12 protein-coding genes are annotated in these 16,777 nt (G+C 63.8%); 4 read left to right on the top strand and 8 right to left on the bottom strand.

Features of this window, described 5'->3' with window-relative positions:
- Positions 1 to 1,266 precede the first annotated feature (1,266 nt).
- Positions 1,267 to 1,974 carry a hypothetical protein gene (locus tag NEF64_RS08310; protein ID WP_156360501.1) on the top strand — a complete coding sequence of 236 codons (708 nt, stop codon included), beginning with the start codon at positions 1,267 to 1,269 and terminating at the stop codon, positions 1,972 to 1,974.
- A gap of 278 nt (positions 1,975 to 2,252) precedes the next feature.
- Here the strand turns inward: NEF64_RS08310 and NEF64_RS08305 are convergent, their stop codons facing one another.
- The 7 genes from NEF64_RS08305 to NEF64_RS08275 all read right to left on the bottom strand — a co-directional run bounded on the left by NEF64_RS08305 (position 2,253) and on the right by NEF64_RS08275 (position 12,418).
- Positions 2,253 to 2,558, bottom strand: coding sequence for a cytochrome o ubiquinol oxidase subunit IV (locus NEF64_RS08305; protein WP_056409518.1), 306 nt, complete (start codon positions 2,556 to 2,558; stop codon positions 2,253 to 2,255).
- The gene (locus NEF64_RS08300) at positions 2,555 to 3,181 is read right to left on the bottom strand and encodes a cytochrome c oxidase subunit 3 (protein ID WP_056409520.1); all 627 of its coding nucleotides are present in this window, start codon (positions 3,179 to 3,181) and stop codon (positions 2,555 to 2,557) included. Before NEF64_RS08300 ends, NEF64_RS08305 begins: the two co-directional genes overlap by 4 nt.
- The gene (locus tag NEF64_RS08295; RefSeq protein ID WP_082447080.1) at positions 3,178 to 5,277 is read right to left on the bottom strand and encodes a cbb3-type cytochrome c oxidase subunit I; all 2,100 of its coding nucleotides are present in this window, start codon (positions 5,275 to 5,277) and stop codon (positions 3,178 to 3,180) included. The genes NEF64_RS08300 and NEF64_RS08295 overlap by 4 nt, the downstream gene beginning before the upstream one ends.
- Complete coding sequence (locus NEF64_RS08290) at positions 5,274 to 6,074, bottom strand: ubiquinol oxidase subunit II (RefSeq protein ID WP_235516538.1); 801 nt, start codon at positions 6,072 to 6,074, stop codon at positions 5,274 to 5,276. Before NEF64_RS08290 ends, NEF64_RS08295 begins: the two co-directional genes overlap by 4 nt.
- Before the next feature lie 228 nt (positions 6,075 to 6,302).
- Positions 6,303 to 8,684 (bottom strand): membrane-bound PQQ-dependent dehydrogenase, glucose/quinate/shikimate family, encoded by a 2,382-nt coding sequence (locus NEF64_RS08285; protein ID WP_252574810.1) that lies wholly within the window; start codon positions 8,682 to 8,684, stop codon positions 6,303 to 6,305.
- Positions 8,685 to 9,030: 346 nt separating this feature from the next.
- A complete protein-coding gene (locus NEF64_RS08280) occupies positions 9,031 to 9,450 on the bottom strand; it encodes an acyltransferase (RefSeq protein ID WP_200912229.1) in 420 nt (139 codons plus the stop codon).
- Positions 9,451 to 9,538: 88 nt separating this feature from the next.
- Entirely contained in the window at positions 9,539 to 12,418 is a 2,880-nt protein-coding gene (locus tag NEF64_RS08275) for a TonB-dependent receptor plug domain-containing protein (RefSeq protein WP_235516540.1), read from the bottom strand.
- Positions 12,419 to 12,589: 171 nt separating this feature from the next.
- On the opposite strand from NEF64_RS08275, the gene NEF64_RS08270 reads away from it, so the two are divergent.
- The 3 genes from NEF64_RS08270 to NEF64_RS08260 are packed head-to-tail and all read left to right on the top strand — an operon-like array spanning position 12,590 to position 15,587.
- Positions 12,590 to 13,867 carry an extracellular solute-binding protein gene (locus NEF64_RS08270; RefSeq protein WP_162235431.1) on the top strand — a complete coding sequence of 426 codons (1,278 nt, stop codon included), beginning with the start codon at positions 12,590 to 12,592 and terminating at the stop codon, positions 13,865 to 13,867.
- A complete protein-coding gene (locus NEF64_RS08265; protein WP_252574809.1) occupies positions 13,864 to 14,745 on the top strand; it encodes a carbohydrate ABC transporter permease in 882 nt (293 codons plus the stop codon). Before NEF64_RS08270 ends, NEF64_RS08265 begins: the two co-directional genes overlap by 4 nt.
- Positions 14,736 to 15,587 carry a carbohydrate ABC transporter permease gene (locus NEF64_RS08260; RefSeq protein ID WP_252574808.1) on the top strand — a complete coding sequence of 284 codons (852 nt, stop codon included), beginning with the start codon at positions 14,736 to 14,738 and terminating at the stop codon, positions 15,585 to 15,587. Before NEF64_RS08265 ends, NEF64_RS08260 begins: the two co-directional genes overlap by 10 nt.
- Here NEF64_RS08260 and NEF64_RS19290 read toward each other — a convergent pair.
- Complete coding sequence (locus tag NEF64_RS19290) at positions 15,548 to 16,657, bottom strand: ABC transporter ATP-binding protein (RefSeq protein ID WP_276576763.1); 1,110 nt, start codon at positions 16,655 to 16,657, stop codon at positions 15,548 to 15,550. The genes NEF64_RS08260 and NEF64_RS19290 overlap by 40 nt on opposite strands.
- Between the last annotated feature and the right edge of the window lie 120 nt (positions 16,658 to 16,777).

Genomic DNA, 16,777 nt, shown 5'->3' with positions numbered 1-16,777 from the left:
CGGTCTTAACTGCCTTCCTTCCGGCAACCAACAAGATCAAAAAATTGTCTGTCGAGGAAAGCGGTGTCTTTGGAACCCGCCGCGTCCCGGAAAAGCATATGAGCCGGAGCAGGTTCTCCCTGCTTCGGAACGTGATTGATCAAATTATACATGATATCGGTTCCGGTATATTGCCTGTCTCCGTATGGACGAGGCCCCCCATCCGGACTTGGCGGCTGCCAACCTTTGGCGGTAACATCTTCAGTAGACGCAACATTTTGGAGCCCGTTCGAGCCGCCGTTCCACGGCAGCCACCAAAAGGTCTTCCCGAATTCCTTATGCCGGACTGCTATCGCAACATGGCTTGGCCAATCTGGACCGCTGTCGACGGGGCGAAAGTAGGCAGTTACGCTTGGATCGTGGCGCAAAACATAATGCGCCTGCTCAACCGGACAGGAAGCTATCATAGCTGCCGTAAGTGCCAACAAGCCAATCATTGCGACAGTCTCCGCCCCCCTAGTCCAATCTCCTTGTAGCCGATGAATGAGTGTCGGCAATCGTGACCGTTATGACGACGAATACGACCGGGTGTGGGCGCAAGCGGACGCGACCACGGACCGCGGCCTCTAGTCGCCGCTAACCGGCGGGCTGAGGCAGGACTAAAAGTATCGATCAACAACTTTAAGGCACCTTACGACTTGGCACCGGCGAGGGGCTCGACGCCCTAACTTTCGGGCCGGCCTCGGAAGCGAGTGCGTCGATCGCGCCGCTGATCCGCGCCGCAGTCAAAGACAGGCTGTGCGCGTCGGCAACTACTAGCACCGCCTCCAGACAGCCCTTCAAAGCCTCGTGCTCCTCATGCGTAATAGACATAGTTAATGCTTCACAAGAGGTATCATTCCGATTGCGCTGCCAATCAGCGCCCCAACGACCTTAAGGTCCAGCCGAATAGCAAGCAAACGAAGCTCCGCCAGGCGCTCGACCAGATCGTGCACAGTCTCTTGTTCGCCGTCTCCCTTAGTGGAGCCGTCGAAATTGTGGGGATCGTCTAGTCTCACCCCGTGACGCTACATGCTGCCAGAACAGGAAGCGACACACCTTAATCGTCGGCACGAAACCGTACGCTCACAGGTAACGCTTTGTCTTTTTTATGCCCCCCCCAGAGTCGCTTTTCTGCCGTTCCTTTGCCGATGCGAAACCCGTGAGTTCTGCATCAACCAAGCTGCCGGCATGCTGGCTAGCTATTTGCCATCACGGTCGTACGCTGCCCTGATCAGAGAGTCGCAAATGAAGAACAGCAAAGCATCAGCATATGCCCGCGTGAGCCCGGGGATCGCGATAGCAGTCGCAGCAATCAGCGCTCATGCGCAGTTCGTCCCGCCCGCCGGATACGGTGGCGGCGGATCAAGACCAGGTGTCGCGGTGCCCTCAGATCCTAGTGCGCCGCGACTAACCCGCATCTCTGATACGGCTGTATCAAGCCTGATCCACGTCGATCCGGCGTATAAGCGCGGCGCGGCGGTGGGCCATGCCAAAGTTGTTGGTGCATTTGCGATAGCTGAAACGAGCAAAACACACGTCGTTGCTGCGTGGTCTCCCGGTTTTCTGCCCGTCACGCTCTCATTGAACGATGGCCGCTGCTACTCGCTACAAGCCAATTATGAGGGAGGCACACTCTCTAACGGCCGGTTGAGCAAGGTAGGATGCGAGGGACGGCTGAAGTTCGATGAGCCGCCCCTTCCAGCACCACCTTCCGGACGCTCATTACGATTGATCGGGACGGCTTGGGGCTATGGGGCTTGGGTCGATGATCGGGCAAAAACCACCATTGTTACCGCGCCGGGGGCAACAACTTTTCAACCGCTTATTACTGCTCAAATGACGTCCAGCGCCATCATGGCGATGAACGGCCCTGATTGGCCGGGTGGCAACGTGACGTTGGTTGGTAAGGTCAAAGGCCGGCTGACTGTCGTGACGCTAGAAGTCGGTTACTGACGGCGACGCAAAACTTCTGATTTTTGAATCATGAATGAGCGAGTTGGCATCATCGAGATGAACGGATGTCCGCTTTCGAGACTGCGAGTTACCCACTGGAACGTCCGGGTGTGGGCGCTAGCCGCCGGTCCGCTTTGCGGCTGCCAAGACCCATAACCGGACCTCTAATGGGCATTACAAGTTTTCCCACATATGGCCATTCGTTCATGTTCAAGTTTCGTATTGGGTCAGCGCGTTCTTTCGAACTGAGATAGCAAAGTTAACACTTCACACCCCTGTCACCCCATCATTCGCCCACGCAGGTTGAAAAGGATCACCAGCGTCCCCGATACCATCAGCGCGATAATCAGCGTGGAGAAGAGGATCAGTTGCAGGTCGTGCCGCGAGGAACGCTTGAGGCTGATGTGGAGGAAGCAGCGGAACTGCACCGCCATCTGCACCAGCCCCAGCGCCAGCACGCCGCCGAAGATCTCGCGCGCACCGAACGACGGCCAGCGGACCATCGCGAAGGCCGCTACGGTCAGCACGAGCGACAGGCCGTAACCGATCGCATAGGTTCTGAGTTCGCGTGTCCGGTCGCTCATCCGATGTTCCCTTGCAGATAGACGACCGAGAAGATCGCGATCCAGACGATGTCGAGCAGGTGCCAGAACAGCCCCAGCCGCAACAGGTTGATCCGCACCCGCGCGTCGAGGCCGTAGGCGCAGACCTGGGCGACCATCACGACCAGCCAGAAGCACGCGACCGCGACGTGCAGCCCGTGCAACCCGACCAGCGCGAAGAACGACGACAGGAAGCCGCTGCGCATCGGGTAGGCCCCGTGCGCGAACATCGTCGCGAAGTCGTTCGCTTCCAGCGCGAGGAAGACGAGGCCTAGGCCCAGCGTCGCGCCGAGCCAGCCGAACAGCACGCGGCGCGGTTCGTCGTACTTCATGGCGATCGTCGCGCGGCCGAACGTCGCGCTGCTCGTCAGCAGCAACAGGGTCTCGGCGAACGCCGGCAGCAGCTTGAATTCGGAGGCAGGCGTCGGGCCGCCGACGGTGCTGGCGATCATCGTGCCATAGGTCGCGAACAGCAGCGCGAAGATCACTGCGTCGCTCATGAGAAAGATCCAGAAGCCGAAGATCGCGTTCTCCGCCTGGTCCTGCGTCAGCGCGCCGGTGTCGCCGAGGTTGAGGCCGGCATGCGCCAGTTCGGGTTCGCTCACGCCACGATCTCCGCAAGGCCACGATTGACCGCGGCGGTCTCCAACTGGCGCGGGATCCCGGGCGTCGCCCGGACGCGCAAGAGCCAGGCCTCATGCTCGCGCGCGACCTCCGCAGCGGGAATGGTCCGGTGCTGGTTGCGACCGAAGCTGCGCAGCACGACCGCCGCAACGATCACCTGGAGAGCGACGATGGTCAGCCCCCAGATCTCCCAGATCAGGCCGAACGCGGCGACCGCGGCGGTAAGCCCGATCACGACGCTGGTCGCACTGCCGCGCGGCACGACGATGTCCTCGTACGACGGCGGCGAGGCGTAAGGGTCAGGCTGGCCCTCGTCATGCTTGTGATCGTAGAACGGGTTGCGCCCGTCGATCAGCGGCAGCACCGCAAAGTTGTATTCGGGCGGCGGTGCGCTGACCGACCATTCGAGCCCGCGGCCATCCCACGGATCGCCTGCTTCCACGCGCAGCGAAACGCGGTCGCGGATGCTCACCCACAATTGGATGCCGAGCGATGTCAGTGCCGCCAGCAGGACGAACGCGCCGACGCCCGCGACATACAGCCACGGCCGGAACGACGGTTCGAAGATCGCCTGCGTCCGCCGCGCCATCCCGCTCGCGCCGAGCACGTACAGCGGGAAGAAGGCGAGGTAGAACCCGACTACCCAGCAGGTGAACGCGATCCGCCCCCAGCGCTCGTCGAGGCGGAACCCGAACGCCTTGGGGAACCAGTAATGATAGCCCGCGAGCATCCCGTAGAGCAGCCCCGGGATCAGCATGTTGTGGAAATGCGCGACCAGGAACAGCGTATTGTGAACGAGGTAGTCGAGCGGCGGCATCGCCAGGATGATGCCGGTGAAGCCGCCCAGCACGAATGTCATCATGAACGCGAGCGCGTAGAGCATCGGCACGGTGAAGCGAACCTCGCCGCGAAACATCGTCCAGATCCAGTCATAGATCTTCACCCCCGTCGGCACGCCGATCGTCATCGTCGCAATCCCGAACGCCGCGTTGACGTTGGCCGACTGCCCCATCGTGAAGAAATGGTGGACCCACACGGTGAAGCTCAGCACCGCGATCGCCATCGTCGCGATCACCAGCGAGGTGTAGCCGTACAGGTCCTTGGTCGAGAAGGTCGACACGACCTCCGAATACACGCCGAACGCGGGCAGGATCAGGATGTAGACCTCGGGATGGCCGAACAGCCAGAACATGTTGGCGTAGTTCATCATGTTGCCGCCGAGGTCGTTGGTGAAGAAATGGAATCCCAGATAGCGGTCGAGCGCGAGCAGCAGCGTGGCGACGGTCAGCGGCGGCATCGCGAAGATCATCAGGATCGACGTGCATAGGCTGGTCCACGAAAACATCTGCATCCGCATGAACCGCATGCCGGGCGCGCGCAGCTTGTAGACGGTGCAGGCGATGTTGATCCCCGCCATCGTCGAGCCGATCGACCCCAATGTCACCGCCCAGATCCAGTAGTCGACACCGACGCCGGGGCTGAACGCGCGCTCGGTATAGGGTGGGTAGCCGCTCCATCCGCCGGTCGAGAACTCGCCGACGACGAGGCTCGCCATCATCAGGCCGGCAGCGCCGATCGTCAGCCACAGCGCGATCGAATTGGCCCAGGGAAACGCCATGTCGCGCGCGCCTATCTGGAGCGGCAGGACGTAATTGATCATCCCCGTCAGGAACGGCATCGCCATGAAGAAGATCATGATCGAGCCATGCGTCGAGAATAGCTGGCCGAAATGGTCGGGCGTCAGGAAGCCGGGATTTTCGATCGCCACCGCCTGCTGCATCCGCATCAGCACCGCCTCGACCAGCGCGCGCGACAGCATCACGAATGCGACGACGATATACATGATGCCGATCTTCTTATGGTCGAGGCTGGTGAGCCACTCGGTCCACAGATACCGCCACCTGCCATAGCGCGTCAGCAGCACAGCGACGACGACCGCACCGACCACCACCAGCGCGCCCGCGAACGCACCGATGATCTCGCTGATCGTCGGGTTCTCCCACGCGCGCACGAACGGCAGGTCCTGCCAGCCGAACCGGCCGAACACCGCTGGCCAGAGGGGAACGGAAACGGTCATCGAACGGCCTTCGGAGGAGAATGGGTCATGCCGCCGATCGCGACGACAACGTGGTCGAACAGATTCGGCGTGACGTGCGCGAACTCGACGGGATGCGTGATGATCGACCGCGCGGACAGCCGCCGCCACGTCTGCGCATCGAGCGTACGTTTGCCGCGGCGTGCTGCGGCGGCCCAGCGATCGTATTCCGCCGGCGACACCGCAACGACCTCGAACTTCTGCTGCTGGAAGCCAGCCCCGTTATACTGCGTGTTCTCGCCGCGGAACCGCCCCGCCCGGTGCGCCTGGATATTCAGCTCGGTCGTCATCCCGCCCATTGCATAGATCTGCCCGGCAAGCTGCGGGATCAGCATCGACTGCATCACCGTGCCGCTGGTCAGCTTGATATGCACCGGGCGCCCGGCGGGAATGGTCAGCCGATCGACCGATGCGACGCCGAGGTCGGGATAGACGAACACCCATTTCCAATCGAGCGCGATCACCTGCACTTCGACCGGCGCCGCGCCCGGCAACCGCCGATACGGATCGTCGATCTGCGTCCAGTGCCACAGCAGTACCGCAAGCCCGATGACGATCCCGGCGGGCGGAATCCAGATCAGCCCTTCCACCCACCAGGAGAAATTCCACTTCGGCCGGTACGCGTCGCCGCGGTTGGACAGCCGGTAATGCCACGCGAACAGCGGCGTCAGCAGCAGTACCGGCCCCGCGACGAACAGCAACACGATCGACACGGTGACGAACAGGTCGCGCTCATGCCCGGCGACCGGCCCCTGCGGGTTGAAGAACCCGAGCGACAACGCCGTGCAACCGCCCAGACCAACAAGCGTCGCGACCAGCGATAGACGCGATATAACTCGCTTGACCCGTCCGACCACGTATCCCCCTAATCATCCCGTCCGCCATCATAAGCGGCGAGCGCGCTGACGTCCTGAATTTACAGACCGTCCGCCACTGCCGGTCGAAAATGGCGGACGGTCTTTGACGCTGACCGAATGAGCAGCGCGAGCGACCGGCCTCAACACCCATCACGTTCGGGGCAAGGCATAAGCCAGCGTATAATCCCCATACCGCGTCCCGAGCGCACCATGCCCGCCCGCGGTAATCACGACATACTGCCGCCCGTCGGCACCTCGGTACGTCATCGGTGTGGCCTGCGCCCCGGCCGGAAGCCGAGCCTTCCAAACGACCTTACCGGTCTTCAGGTCGAACGCGCGCAGATACTGATCGGTAGTCGCAGCGATGAACGCCAGCCCGCCTGCGGTGACGATCGATCCACCGAGGTTCGGCACGCCGGTCTTGATCGGCACACCCAGATGCGACCCGAACAAGCCGGTATCGCGCGCCGTGCCGAGCACCTCGCGCCACAGGATCTTCTTCGTCTTCAGGTCGACCGCGGTCAGATGCCCCCAGGGTGGTGCGTTGCACGGCGCGCCGAAGATACCGATCCACGCCTGCACCACCGCGACGTACGGCGTGTTGTACTGCGTCTGCAACTGCGCCTGCCGCGCATTCTCGCCGCCCTGCTTCTGCGCCATCAACGGCCCGACGCGCGGGTCGTCGCGTCGCATCAGCCACAGCTTGAACGGCATCTCCATCGTGTTGACAGTCATGATGCCGCGCACCGGATCGACCGCCGCGCCGCCCCAGTCGGTCACGCCGTCGAACGCGGGGTGGCCGATGATCGGCGTCAGCCCGATCGGCTGGTAGATCCCAGCCCCCTGCGCGCGGCGGATGTCGATCCGGCACAGCAACTGGTCGATCGGCGTCGCGCCCCAGGTCGCCTTTTCGCTCGGCGCGGGCGGGGTGAACGACGGCATGCCGACCGAGAAAGGCTGCGTCGGCGATACCGTGACTCCAGGCGTCGCACCGTCGGTCCGCACGCGTCGCTCGGCAATCGCGGCGATCGGCGCGCCCGTCAGCCGGTTGAGAAAATAGACCTGGCCCATCTTGGTCGTCTGGAGCAGCGCGGGGATCGTCCGCCCATCGGGCGCACGGTAATCGAACAGCGACGGCCCGATCGGCAAGTCCATGTCCCACATGTCGTGGTGGACCAGCTGCCGGCTCCAGCGCAGCTTGCCGGTCGCGACGTCGAGCGCGACGATCGACGTGCCAAACCGGTCGTCGAACGGCCGGCGATAACCGATCCAGTAATCCGGCGAGGCATTGCCCGTGCCCAGATAGACGAGACCGTTCGCGGCATCAGCAGTGATCGCGCCCCAGACGTTGGGTGTACCACGCGTGTAGACCTGACCTGCGGGCAGCGGCGTGATCGCGTCCTGCGACCGGCCGACGTCCCACGCCCATACTGGCTTTCCCGATACCGGGTCATACGCCCGCACCACGCCGCTCGGTATGTTGCGGTTAACGTTGTCGGTGATCCGCTCGCCGATGATCAATCGCCCGTTGACCACCATCGGCGGCGACGTCCCTATCTGATCGGATACGTTTGACAAGCCCATGTTAGCTCGAAGGTCGATGCTGCCGTTCTGGCCGAAACCCGGGCATACCCGCCCGGTGTCCGCATCAAGAGCCACAAGTCGCGCGTTAAAGGTGGGCGCGAAGATGCGGTGCGGACACGGCGTTCCGGCCGGCGCCTCGAAATACGCCACCCCGCGGCAGACGAGGTAGTTGTTGTCCTGCACATTAGCCGCCTCGTGCCAGCTCCACTTGGTCCGCCCAGTGGTCGCATCGATCGCCTGCACGAACGAATGCGGCGTGCAGGTGTAAAGGCTATCGCCGACGTGGATCGGCGTGGCCTCGGAATGATATTCCCGCTTATGCTCGGTCGTCTCTGCCGCGGCTGGCAGATCGCCAGTCCGCTGCGTCCAGGCGAGCGCCAAACGCTCGACATTGGCGGGTGTGATGTCAGCGAGCGAGGAATACCGCCGGCCTGATGCGGTACCGCCATACTCGTTCCAGTCGTTATCGGCCTCGCCTGTCGCTACCTGCGTGAGGGCGCTTGGAGTGGATGCTACCAGCCCCTGTGCATCGACATCGCGCCCACGCACCGCGAACAGGCCTAAGCATAAAACCGCAACGCTCGCTGCGAGGACGGGCGCGGCGCGTGACAAACCGGAACGGCCGAACGCTGTCCCATCCCGCCAGCCCACCAAAAATATTAAGACCAAGAGGACGGTCGGCGCGACAACGCGCGGCATGAGCTGCAGACCGTCGAAGCCGACTTCCCAGACAGCCCAAACCAGGGTGGCGATCCAGATCACTGTGAACAGCCAGCTGCCACGCCGATCGTCCCGACCTACAAGCGCACCGCTGACGATCATCGCGAGGCCGACGATCAGATAATAAGGCGACCCGTGAAGAGACAGCAGGACGGCACCGGCGGAGACGAAAAAACCGCCCAGCAGCGCAATGATCCAGCCAAGGGCGCGCGCTAGGTTACGTCTCATTTCTGCTGCTCCATACACGTCTCTGGAACCAACGCGGGATAGCCAAGCAGGCTGCTCCATGACGATTATTTCATCGATCGAATCACGAAGGCTGAGATGATGCCTTTGGCTTGCTGATTTAGGAACGCGTGTGGCGCCAGCACATCAAGCTGTTTAGAGCTACCTTTTTCAGATCCCGATGGTTGACGTGTCGACCCACATTCGGACGTTCAGGGCCCCATGGCCTCGCCCCAACTCCGGCCGTCCGTTCATTTGGCGATACGCCATTTTTTCGGCGCTTCGTACGAGAGCTTCGGGCAGATGGAACGTAGATAGTTGGTCTTGACGACGCGATCGTGATCAGCCGTCACTTGAAATCAAGATCTTTGATACGCACGGCATATGAGGGACAGTAAAGTCCATGTGCTTCGGTAGATTTTGCGATCACCGATCCTGCATTAATGACGCACCCCTCTCGCACGGTGACGCCCGGATAAATGGTGACGTTGGCGCCTACCCAGCAACCGCGCTCGATCAGGACAGGCCGAAGTCGATCCCCGTCCACGCCCCGTCGCCAGACCGAGCGTGTGATGTGGTGGGTCAGCGAGATGATCGTGCACCGGTAGCTGATCCGCACCGCTTCGCCGATCTCGACGCCACCGCCGGCGTCGATCAGTCCCTCGGGGCCGACGAACGCGCCTTTGCGCAGTGTCAGGCGGTGCGGATCGACGACTGTGCAACTGGGATCGATGAAGGCCCCTTCCTCCATCGTGATAAGGCTCAGCATGTCTTTGGTTAGCACGGCGTCTTTTTTCTCGTTTTGGCGATCAGGCGTCCGTCGTCGAGGCATCGTCCAACGTCAACGCCCGAGCGGCTCAATACCGAACCTTCGCGCCGGCATAGAAGTACCGGCCGACTGGCGAGATCGGCACGTTGGTCTCGAAACCGATATCGGGCTTCTGGTCGGCGAGGTTGTTGACCCCGCCATAGAACGAGAATCTCTCGTCGACCGCGACCTCGGTCTGCACGTCGTGCTGCCACAGCTCCTTGTACCGGAGATAGCGCGGATCGACGAGGCTTGGGTTCGCATCAGTATCAACCTTGGCGAACCGGCGGACGCCGTCCTGCCAGCGCAGGTTGTAGCTCAGCGTCAGCGCCCCCGCGGTCCAGCTCGGCGAGAAGGTGAGGGTATATTTCGGACGGAACGGCTGATCGACATTGTCCTCGGTGATGGCGCCCGGCGTGGTGACCTGTTCGAGCTTGTCGAGATAGCCGCCGACCAGCCGGATATCGAACGCGCCTGCTCGCGCCGTCCGGAAGCGATAGGCAATGTTGAGTTCGGCACCGGCAGTGCGGAACGCCGCGACGTTCTGCGGCTGGACGACATAGCCGTTGATGAACCCGGTGCCGCGCTCGCGGCTGATCGCGTTGCAATAGGCGTTGTCGAGCGTCGGCTGGTCGACGCACAGCGACGCGATCGTGTTCGCATCGGGCGTGTTGATCGCGTCGCGCAACCGGATATCGTACCAGTCGAGCCCGATCGACAACCCTGCAATCGGCCGTACCACGACGCCTGCGGTCCAGGTACGGGCGACTTCGGCGCGCAGGTCCGGATTGCCCTGCTGCGTGCCGGGGATGAAGATCGTCGCATTCGGGTTGTTCTGCGCGGTGAAGGTGGCGGGATTGCCCCCTGCGCCGGTGATCAGCGTCTGGCAGTTCGCGGTGCGGAACTGAGTCCCGAGCGTGCGGTTGCCGAGGTAGCAGGGATCGGAGAAAAAGTTGCTGCTGCCGGTCTGCGGACGGAATATCTCACCGATGTTGGGCGCGCGTACCGAGCGGCCGTAGGAGCCGCGGAAGCTGATCTCGCGGATCGGCGCGTAGATGCCGTTAAACTGGTACGCACGGGTCGAGCCGACCGTCGAATAATCCGAATAGCGTCCCGCGGCACCGACCGAGAGCAGGCTGGCGAACGGTACGTCCTTCAAGATCGGCGCGTTCAATTCGCCGAACGCTTCCCAGACATCGAAATGGCCGCTCGACGGGGTCGGCAGGATGTATTCGTCATACTGGTAGAACAGATTGTCGGTGATCGCCTGCGCCGGACGGAAGCTGCTTGATTCGCGACGATATTCGCCACCGACCGCGAACGCGACCGGGCCGCCGGGCAGCGCAAAGAACTGCCCGAAGTCACCGTTCAGCGAGGCGTTGGCGACATGCTGCGTGAGCCGTGCATCACTCGCCGGGTTGCTCAGGAAATACCCGAACGAGGCCGGATCCACAGTGTTGCCGCCGAATGTGTTGACGGGCATGCAGCCGGCCGCGCGGGCGTCGGCGGAGCGGCACACGATCGTTCCGCCCGGCCCGCGCACCGCATCGAGCGCGTTCAGGAAGCGAACGTTGAGGCGGTCGTTGAGCTTGGTCGCGCGGACGTCGGTCTGGCCATAGGTATAGGACACGTCGTAGCTGGCATGCTCCGAGATCCGGCCGGTGACGTCGACGACGCCGCGATAGGTGCGCCGGCGGTCTTCCTCGCCACGCCGCGGGATGTCGAAGTTGTTGCGGTTGACGTCGACCGAGCCGAGCCCGGCTGCGGTCGCCGCTGCGAGGATGCTTGCCGGGATGTACGGATTGTCGAGCGCGGCTGTCGCGGGATAATTGCCGCCATAACCGCCAAAGCTGGTCACGGTCGACTGGACGAACTTGCCCTCCAGGCTGACCTTGAACGCGTCCGACGCGCCGTAATGCGTCAGCGCGTTGATCGCGTGGCGGCGGGTACGCGGGAAGATATCGCCGATATAGCCCGCGACCGGCGTGTCGTCACCGCCGACCGTGTACCCGTCGTTCTGCAGGAACCGGCCGGGCGTGTAGAGCGCGCCGTCGCCGCGGAAAACCTGGTCGCCGATATACACGATGCCCTGGTTCGAACTGTACGGATAGCGCAGGTCGCCGACCGGTCCGACCTTGTAGCTGCCAGGGCGCGTCGGGTCGTAATTGTCGAGGTTGACGAAATACTGGCGTTCGCCCTGTGCGAGATACCGACGATCGTCGTTCGCGAGCGGCTGGTCGGCGTTATACTCGTAGGCGAGCGTTAGATTGCCACGGCCGTCGGCGAAGTTGCGGCCCGCGATCAGCGAGGCGAAGCGGTTGGCGGCGTCGCCCCGCTCAGAGATGCCAAACTGGCTGCGGGCCGCGACGCCATCGAAATCGCGCTTCAGCACGAAGTTGACGACGCCCGAGACGCCGTCCGCGCCGTACACAGCCGACGCCGCGCCTGTGAGCACATCGACGCGCTCGATCAAATCAGTGGGGATCGCATTGATGTCCACAGCAGCGGTGTCGGGCTGGCCGGCGACATGGCGGCGGCCGTTGACGAGCACCAGCGTCCGGTTGGGGCCAAGCCCGCGCAAATCGAGCAGGTTGAGCCCGATCTGCCCGAAGCTGCCGTCGGCCTGCGCGTTGCCCGCCGTCCGCGTGCTGTCGCGCGAATTAGTGAGCGCCGGCACGCGCTGGAGAAAGGTCGTGACGTTGGTGTTGCCCGACTGCTGGAGGTCGGCCGCGCTGAACGAGACGATCGGGTTGGGCGGCGCGTAATCGGGGCGGGCGATGCGCGAACCGGTCACGACGATCTCACCTGCTGCTTCGGGGGCCGGGTCCGCGGGCGCATCAGTGGCCGGTGAAGCGACCTGTGCCTGTACCGACGTTGCGGCAAGCAGCGCGACGCCAGACAGCAGATGACGGCGGCAAAGGATACGCATAACTTCTCTCCCTGTTCGCCGGCATTGGCCCCCGCCAGCGTTGCCTCCGGCTTAAGCGCATCGGCCGCCACGGGGCAAGCATGTCGGCCGTGCAATCCCCGCCAAGGCATTAACCTAACGCAGTATTTCGCTGGGTATCGCCTCCCGCAGGGGGTGGCGTGGAAGGCCGCGATGCGCCACGATCCGGCGATGGGGGCACAGCCGCACGACTGGACTCGACGAAGCGCGCTCGGGCTTCTGCCGACGCTCGGCCTCGCGGCTTGTGCCCGATCGCGCGCACCCGAACCGCTGAAATTCTGGGCGATGAGTTACGAGGGCGATTATTCGCCGATGCTGATGCCCGCCTTCACCGCCGCGACCGGGATCCCGGTCGACATACAATCGCTGCCTGCGACCGCAGCACACGAAAAGCTGCTGACCGCGCAGGCTGGCGGCGCCATGCCCGACGTGCTGATGCTGTATACCGGCTGGGTCCAGGAATTCGCCACGATCGGTGCAATCGCCCCCGTCCCGTCGCCGGCCATGGTCGCCGATCTGTTCCCCGGGGTGCTCGACGCGACCCGTGTCGGCGGGCGCGACTTCGCCGTGCCGTGGTCGGTCGCGCCTCAGGTCCAGTTCTACCGACGAGATATCCTCGCCAAGGCTGGCTATGCCGCGCCTGCCGAAGACTGGGACGGCTGGCTCCGCATGGGTCATGCCATCAAGCGACAGCGGCCGGACGACTTCGTGTTCATGCTTCTGCTCAACTGGCCCGACATGCTCATCACGATGCTCGGCCAGACCGGCGCGACGCTGCTGCGCGACCATGATACGCGCGGCAATTTCCAGACGCCGGAGGCTCGTGCCGCGTTCGCCTATTACGCGCGTATATTTGCCGAAGGGCTCGCGCCAAAAGCGCTCTCGACCGAGATTCAGGATCCGGTCGCGGCGTTCGCGCAAGGCTATTTCGCGATCTGGCCGACCGGGCCGACGACGATGCTCGACCTCCATCGACGTGCCACGGAGATCCCCGCCGAGCGCTGGGCGACGGCGCGGCTCGCGGGTCCGCACGGCGTCGGCGCAGTGTCGGGGCTGAGCACCAGCCTGTGCGTGTCCGCGTCGACACCGCGCCCGGCCGAAGCTTGGGCCCTGGTCCGCCACCTCAGTTCACCGGCGAGCGAACTCCGCTACCAGACCATGATCGGCAATCTCCCGGCCCGGCTTAGTGCGTGGACGTCGCCGCAACTCCGCGCGCCGATACTCGCGCCGTTCAAGGCACAGATGCGCTTCCCTGCCACCGCACCGAAGGTGATCGAATGGGAGCGGATCAAACTCGAAATCCAGTTCGCCGCCGAACGCGTCGTTCGAAACGTCCAGACGATTCCGCAGGCGCTCGCCGGGCTCGACACGCGCGTCGACCAGTTGCTCGCCAAGCGCCGCGCGCTGGTCGAGGCGGGCACGCTGGCATGACCCGCCAGGAACGGGCCGCCTGGCTCTTCTCCGCACCGGTCCTCGTGATCATCGCATTGGTCTTCGTCCTGCCGACCGCACTGGCGATGGCGTTGTCGGTCACCGATTACTCGATCTACGCGCTCGCCGACTGGGCGAACCTGCGCTTCGTCGGGCTCGGCAATTTCATCGACCTGTTCTCGACGCCGCTGTTCTGGCGCGCGATCGGCAATACCGCGCTGTTCGCCCTGCTCGGCGTGCCGATGGCGATCGGTGCGTCGCTCGCCGTCGCGCTGCTGCTCAACGACGCGACGGTGCGGTGGAAGCCGCTGTGGCGCGTGCTGCTGTTCGCGCCCTACGTCACCAGCATCGTCGCGACCGCGGTGGTATGGCGCTTCCTGTTCAACGAACGCTCGGGGCTGATCAACCGCGCACTCGCGACAATTGGGGCAGCGCCGGTCGACTGGCTGGGCAACCCGCACACCTCGATTCCCGCGATCCTCATCTTCGTCACGTGGAAGATCTTTGGCTACAACATGATCGTCTTCACCGCCGCGCTGTCTGCAGTGCCGCAGGACCTGATGGAAGCCGCGCGGCTTGACGGCGCCGGTCGCTGGGGCCGCTTCCGCCACGTCACCCTCCCTGCGATCGGCCCGACGTTGCTGCTCGCCGCGGTGATGAGCGTCGCGGGCTTTCTCCAGATCTTCGCCGAGCCCTATGTCATGACGCTCGGCGGCCCTGCGCAAAGCACCACGACGATCCTGTATTTCATGTTCGACGAAGGCTTCAAATGGTGGAATCTCGGCCAGGCCAGCGCAGTCGCGTTCGTCCTGTTCCTGATGATCCTCGCGCTGACGATGGTGCAGACGCGGATCGGGAGGCGCTACGAATGGCTCTGATAAAACCGCGTGCGTTCCTCGCCAATGCGGCGGTGGTGCTGCTGACCGCGCTGACGATCGCGCCACTGCTCTACATGGTGATCGTCTCGTTCATGCCGCGCGGCGAGTCGAGCAACCTCCCCACGCCGCTCTGGCCATCGCGCTGGTCGCTGGAGAATTACCACGAGCTGCTCGTCCGGCGGCTGATCGATGACGCGTGGTTCGACTACCGGATCGTCCCCGCACTGTTCAACAGCGTCGCCATCGCCACGATCTCGACGCTGCTCGGCCTGCTGCTCACGGTCCCCGCGGGCTATGCGTTCGCTAAACTCCGCTTCCGCGGACGAGAACGGCTACTGAAGATCCTGATCGCATCGCTGGTCGTACCGGGCCAGGTTGCGATGCTGCCGCTGTTCCTAATCTTCAAGCGGCTCGGGCTCGTCAACAGCTATGCCGGCGTGATCCTGCCAAGCCTCGCAGGCATCTTCGCGATCCTGTTCGTGCGGCAGGCGACGCTGGCGATCCCCGACGAGATGATCGACGCGGCGCGGATCGACGGCGCGAGCGAGGCGCGGATCTTCGTCACGATCGTCCTTCCGCTGCTCACCCCGATCGTCGTCACGCTGGCGCTATTCATGTTCCTAGGCTCGTGGAACGACTTCCTCTGGCCGCTGATCGTGCTGGCCGACCAGCATCTCTACACGCTGCCGGTCGCGGTCGCAGCGATCGCGCGCGAGCATTCCGCGGACGGCGAACTGATGATGGCCGCGGCGGTCGTCACGACGATACCCGTGTTGCTGCTATTCCTCGCGATGCAGCGTTATTACCTGACCGGACTGCTCGGCGGCAGCGTAAAGGGATAGGCGTGGCCATCGGCGGCGAACACATGCGCGTCCTCAGGCGCGACGCCGACCCGCAGGACTTCCCCGAGCGTGACCGACCGATCCCCCGGCAACTGCGCGACGATCGTATCCGCCGCGCCGCGTGCGCCGAGATGCGCGAACGACAACGGCCCGAGCCGTTCGAACAGCTCGACAGCGCCGACGAACGGCCCTGCGTCATCGAGATGCACGTGTTCGGGCCGAACCCCAAGCGTGACTGCCGCGCCGACCGAGTCCGGAGGCATGATCGCGCCGGTCCTCACTATCTCGCCCCCAGCCAACCGCACCGTGCCGCCAGACTCGTCGACCGACGCGATCGTTGCCGCGAGCAGGTTCATCCCCGGCGATCCGATCGCCGCCGCAACGGCAAGGCTCGCCGGCCGCCGATACACCTCGATCGGCGGCCCGACCTGTTCGACGCGCCCCTCGCTCATCACGACGATGCGGTTGGCGAGCGTCATCGCCTCGAGCTGGTCGTGCGTGACGTAGATCATCGTCGCACCGAGCTGTTGATGCAGTCGCGCGAACTCGTGCCGCATCCGCGCACGCAGGTTGGCATCGAGGTTCGACAACGGCTCGTCGAGCAACAATACCTTCGGTCGACGCACGACTGCGCGCGCGATCGATACCCGCTGACGCTGCCCACCCGACAAGGCCCGCGGCCGCCGGTCGAGCAGATCCGACAGATCGAGCATCGCCGCGACCTCCGCGACGCGCTCGGTAATCTCGCGCTTGGCGACTTTTGCGACCTTCAACGGAAACGCGATGTTCTCCGCGACTGTGAGATGCGGGTACAGCGCGTAGGACTGGAACACCATCGCCAGCCCGCGATCCGACGGCGCCGCATCGGTCACGTCGCGTCCATCGATCGCCACCCTTCCGGTGCTTCGCACCTCAAGCCCGGCGATCATCCGCAACAGTGTCGACTTGCCGCAACCCGACGGTCCGACGAGGACGATGAACTCGCCTTCCTCGATCGTCAGGTCGGTCGGCAGGAGCACTGTGGTGTCGCCGAAGCTCTTGGAAAGTCCGCTGATTTTGACGCTCGCCACCGCATGTCCTTTACTTATCACACGTTGGGTAGCGGCTGACACGACAGCGGGCAAAGCCATGGTGCCTTGCAACCAAGCTGCTCCGCGCTGACGAGGACCCACAAGCGGACACTCATGAGC

It is taken from the genome of Sphingomonas aerolata (assembly GCF_023935825.1).
Classification (GTDB): domain Bacteria; phylum Pseudomonadota; class Alphaproteobacteria; order Sphingomonadales; family Sphingomonadaceae; genus Sphingomonas; species Sphingomonas aerolata.
This window is presented reverse-complemented; position numbering and strand designations above follow the sequence as displayed.

Coding starts and splice junctions, on each gene's coding strand:
- NEF64_RS08310 (WP_156360501.1), top strand. CDS start 1,267: ATGAAGAACAGCAAAGCATCAGCATATGCCCGCGTGAGCCCGGGGATC.
- NEF64_RS08265 (WP_252574809.1), top strand. CDS start 13,864: ATGACCCGCCAGGAACGGGCCGCCTGGCTCTTCTCCGCACCGGTCCTC.
- NEF64_RS08270 (WP_162235431.1), top strand. CDS start 12,590: ATGCGCCACGATCCGGCGATGGGGGCACAGCCGCACGACTGGACTCGA.
- NEF64_RS08285 (WP_252574810.1), bottom strand. CDS start 8,684: ATGAGACGTAACCTAGCGCGCGCCCTTGGCTGGATCATTGCGCTGCTG.
- NEF64_RS08260 (WP_252574808.1), top strand. CDS start 14,736: ATGGCTCTGATAAAACCGCGTGCGTTCCTCGCCAATGCGGCGGTGGTG.
- NEF64_RS08280 (WP_200912229.1), bottom strand. CDS start 9,450: ATGCTGAGCCTTATCACGATGGAGGAAGGGGCCTTCATCGATCCCAGT.
- NEF64_RS08305 (WP_056409518.1), bottom strand. CDS start 2,558: ATGAGCGACCGGACACGCGAACTCAGAACCTATGCGATCGGTTACGGC.
- NEF64_RS08295 (WP_082447080.1), bottom strand. CDS start 5,277: ATGACCGTTTCCGTTCCCCTCTGGCCAGCGGTGTTCGGCCGGTTCGGC.
- NEF64_RS08275 (WP_235516540.1), bottom strand. CDS start 12,418: ATGCGTATCCTTTGCCGCCGTCATCTGCTGTCTGGCGTCGCGCTGCTT.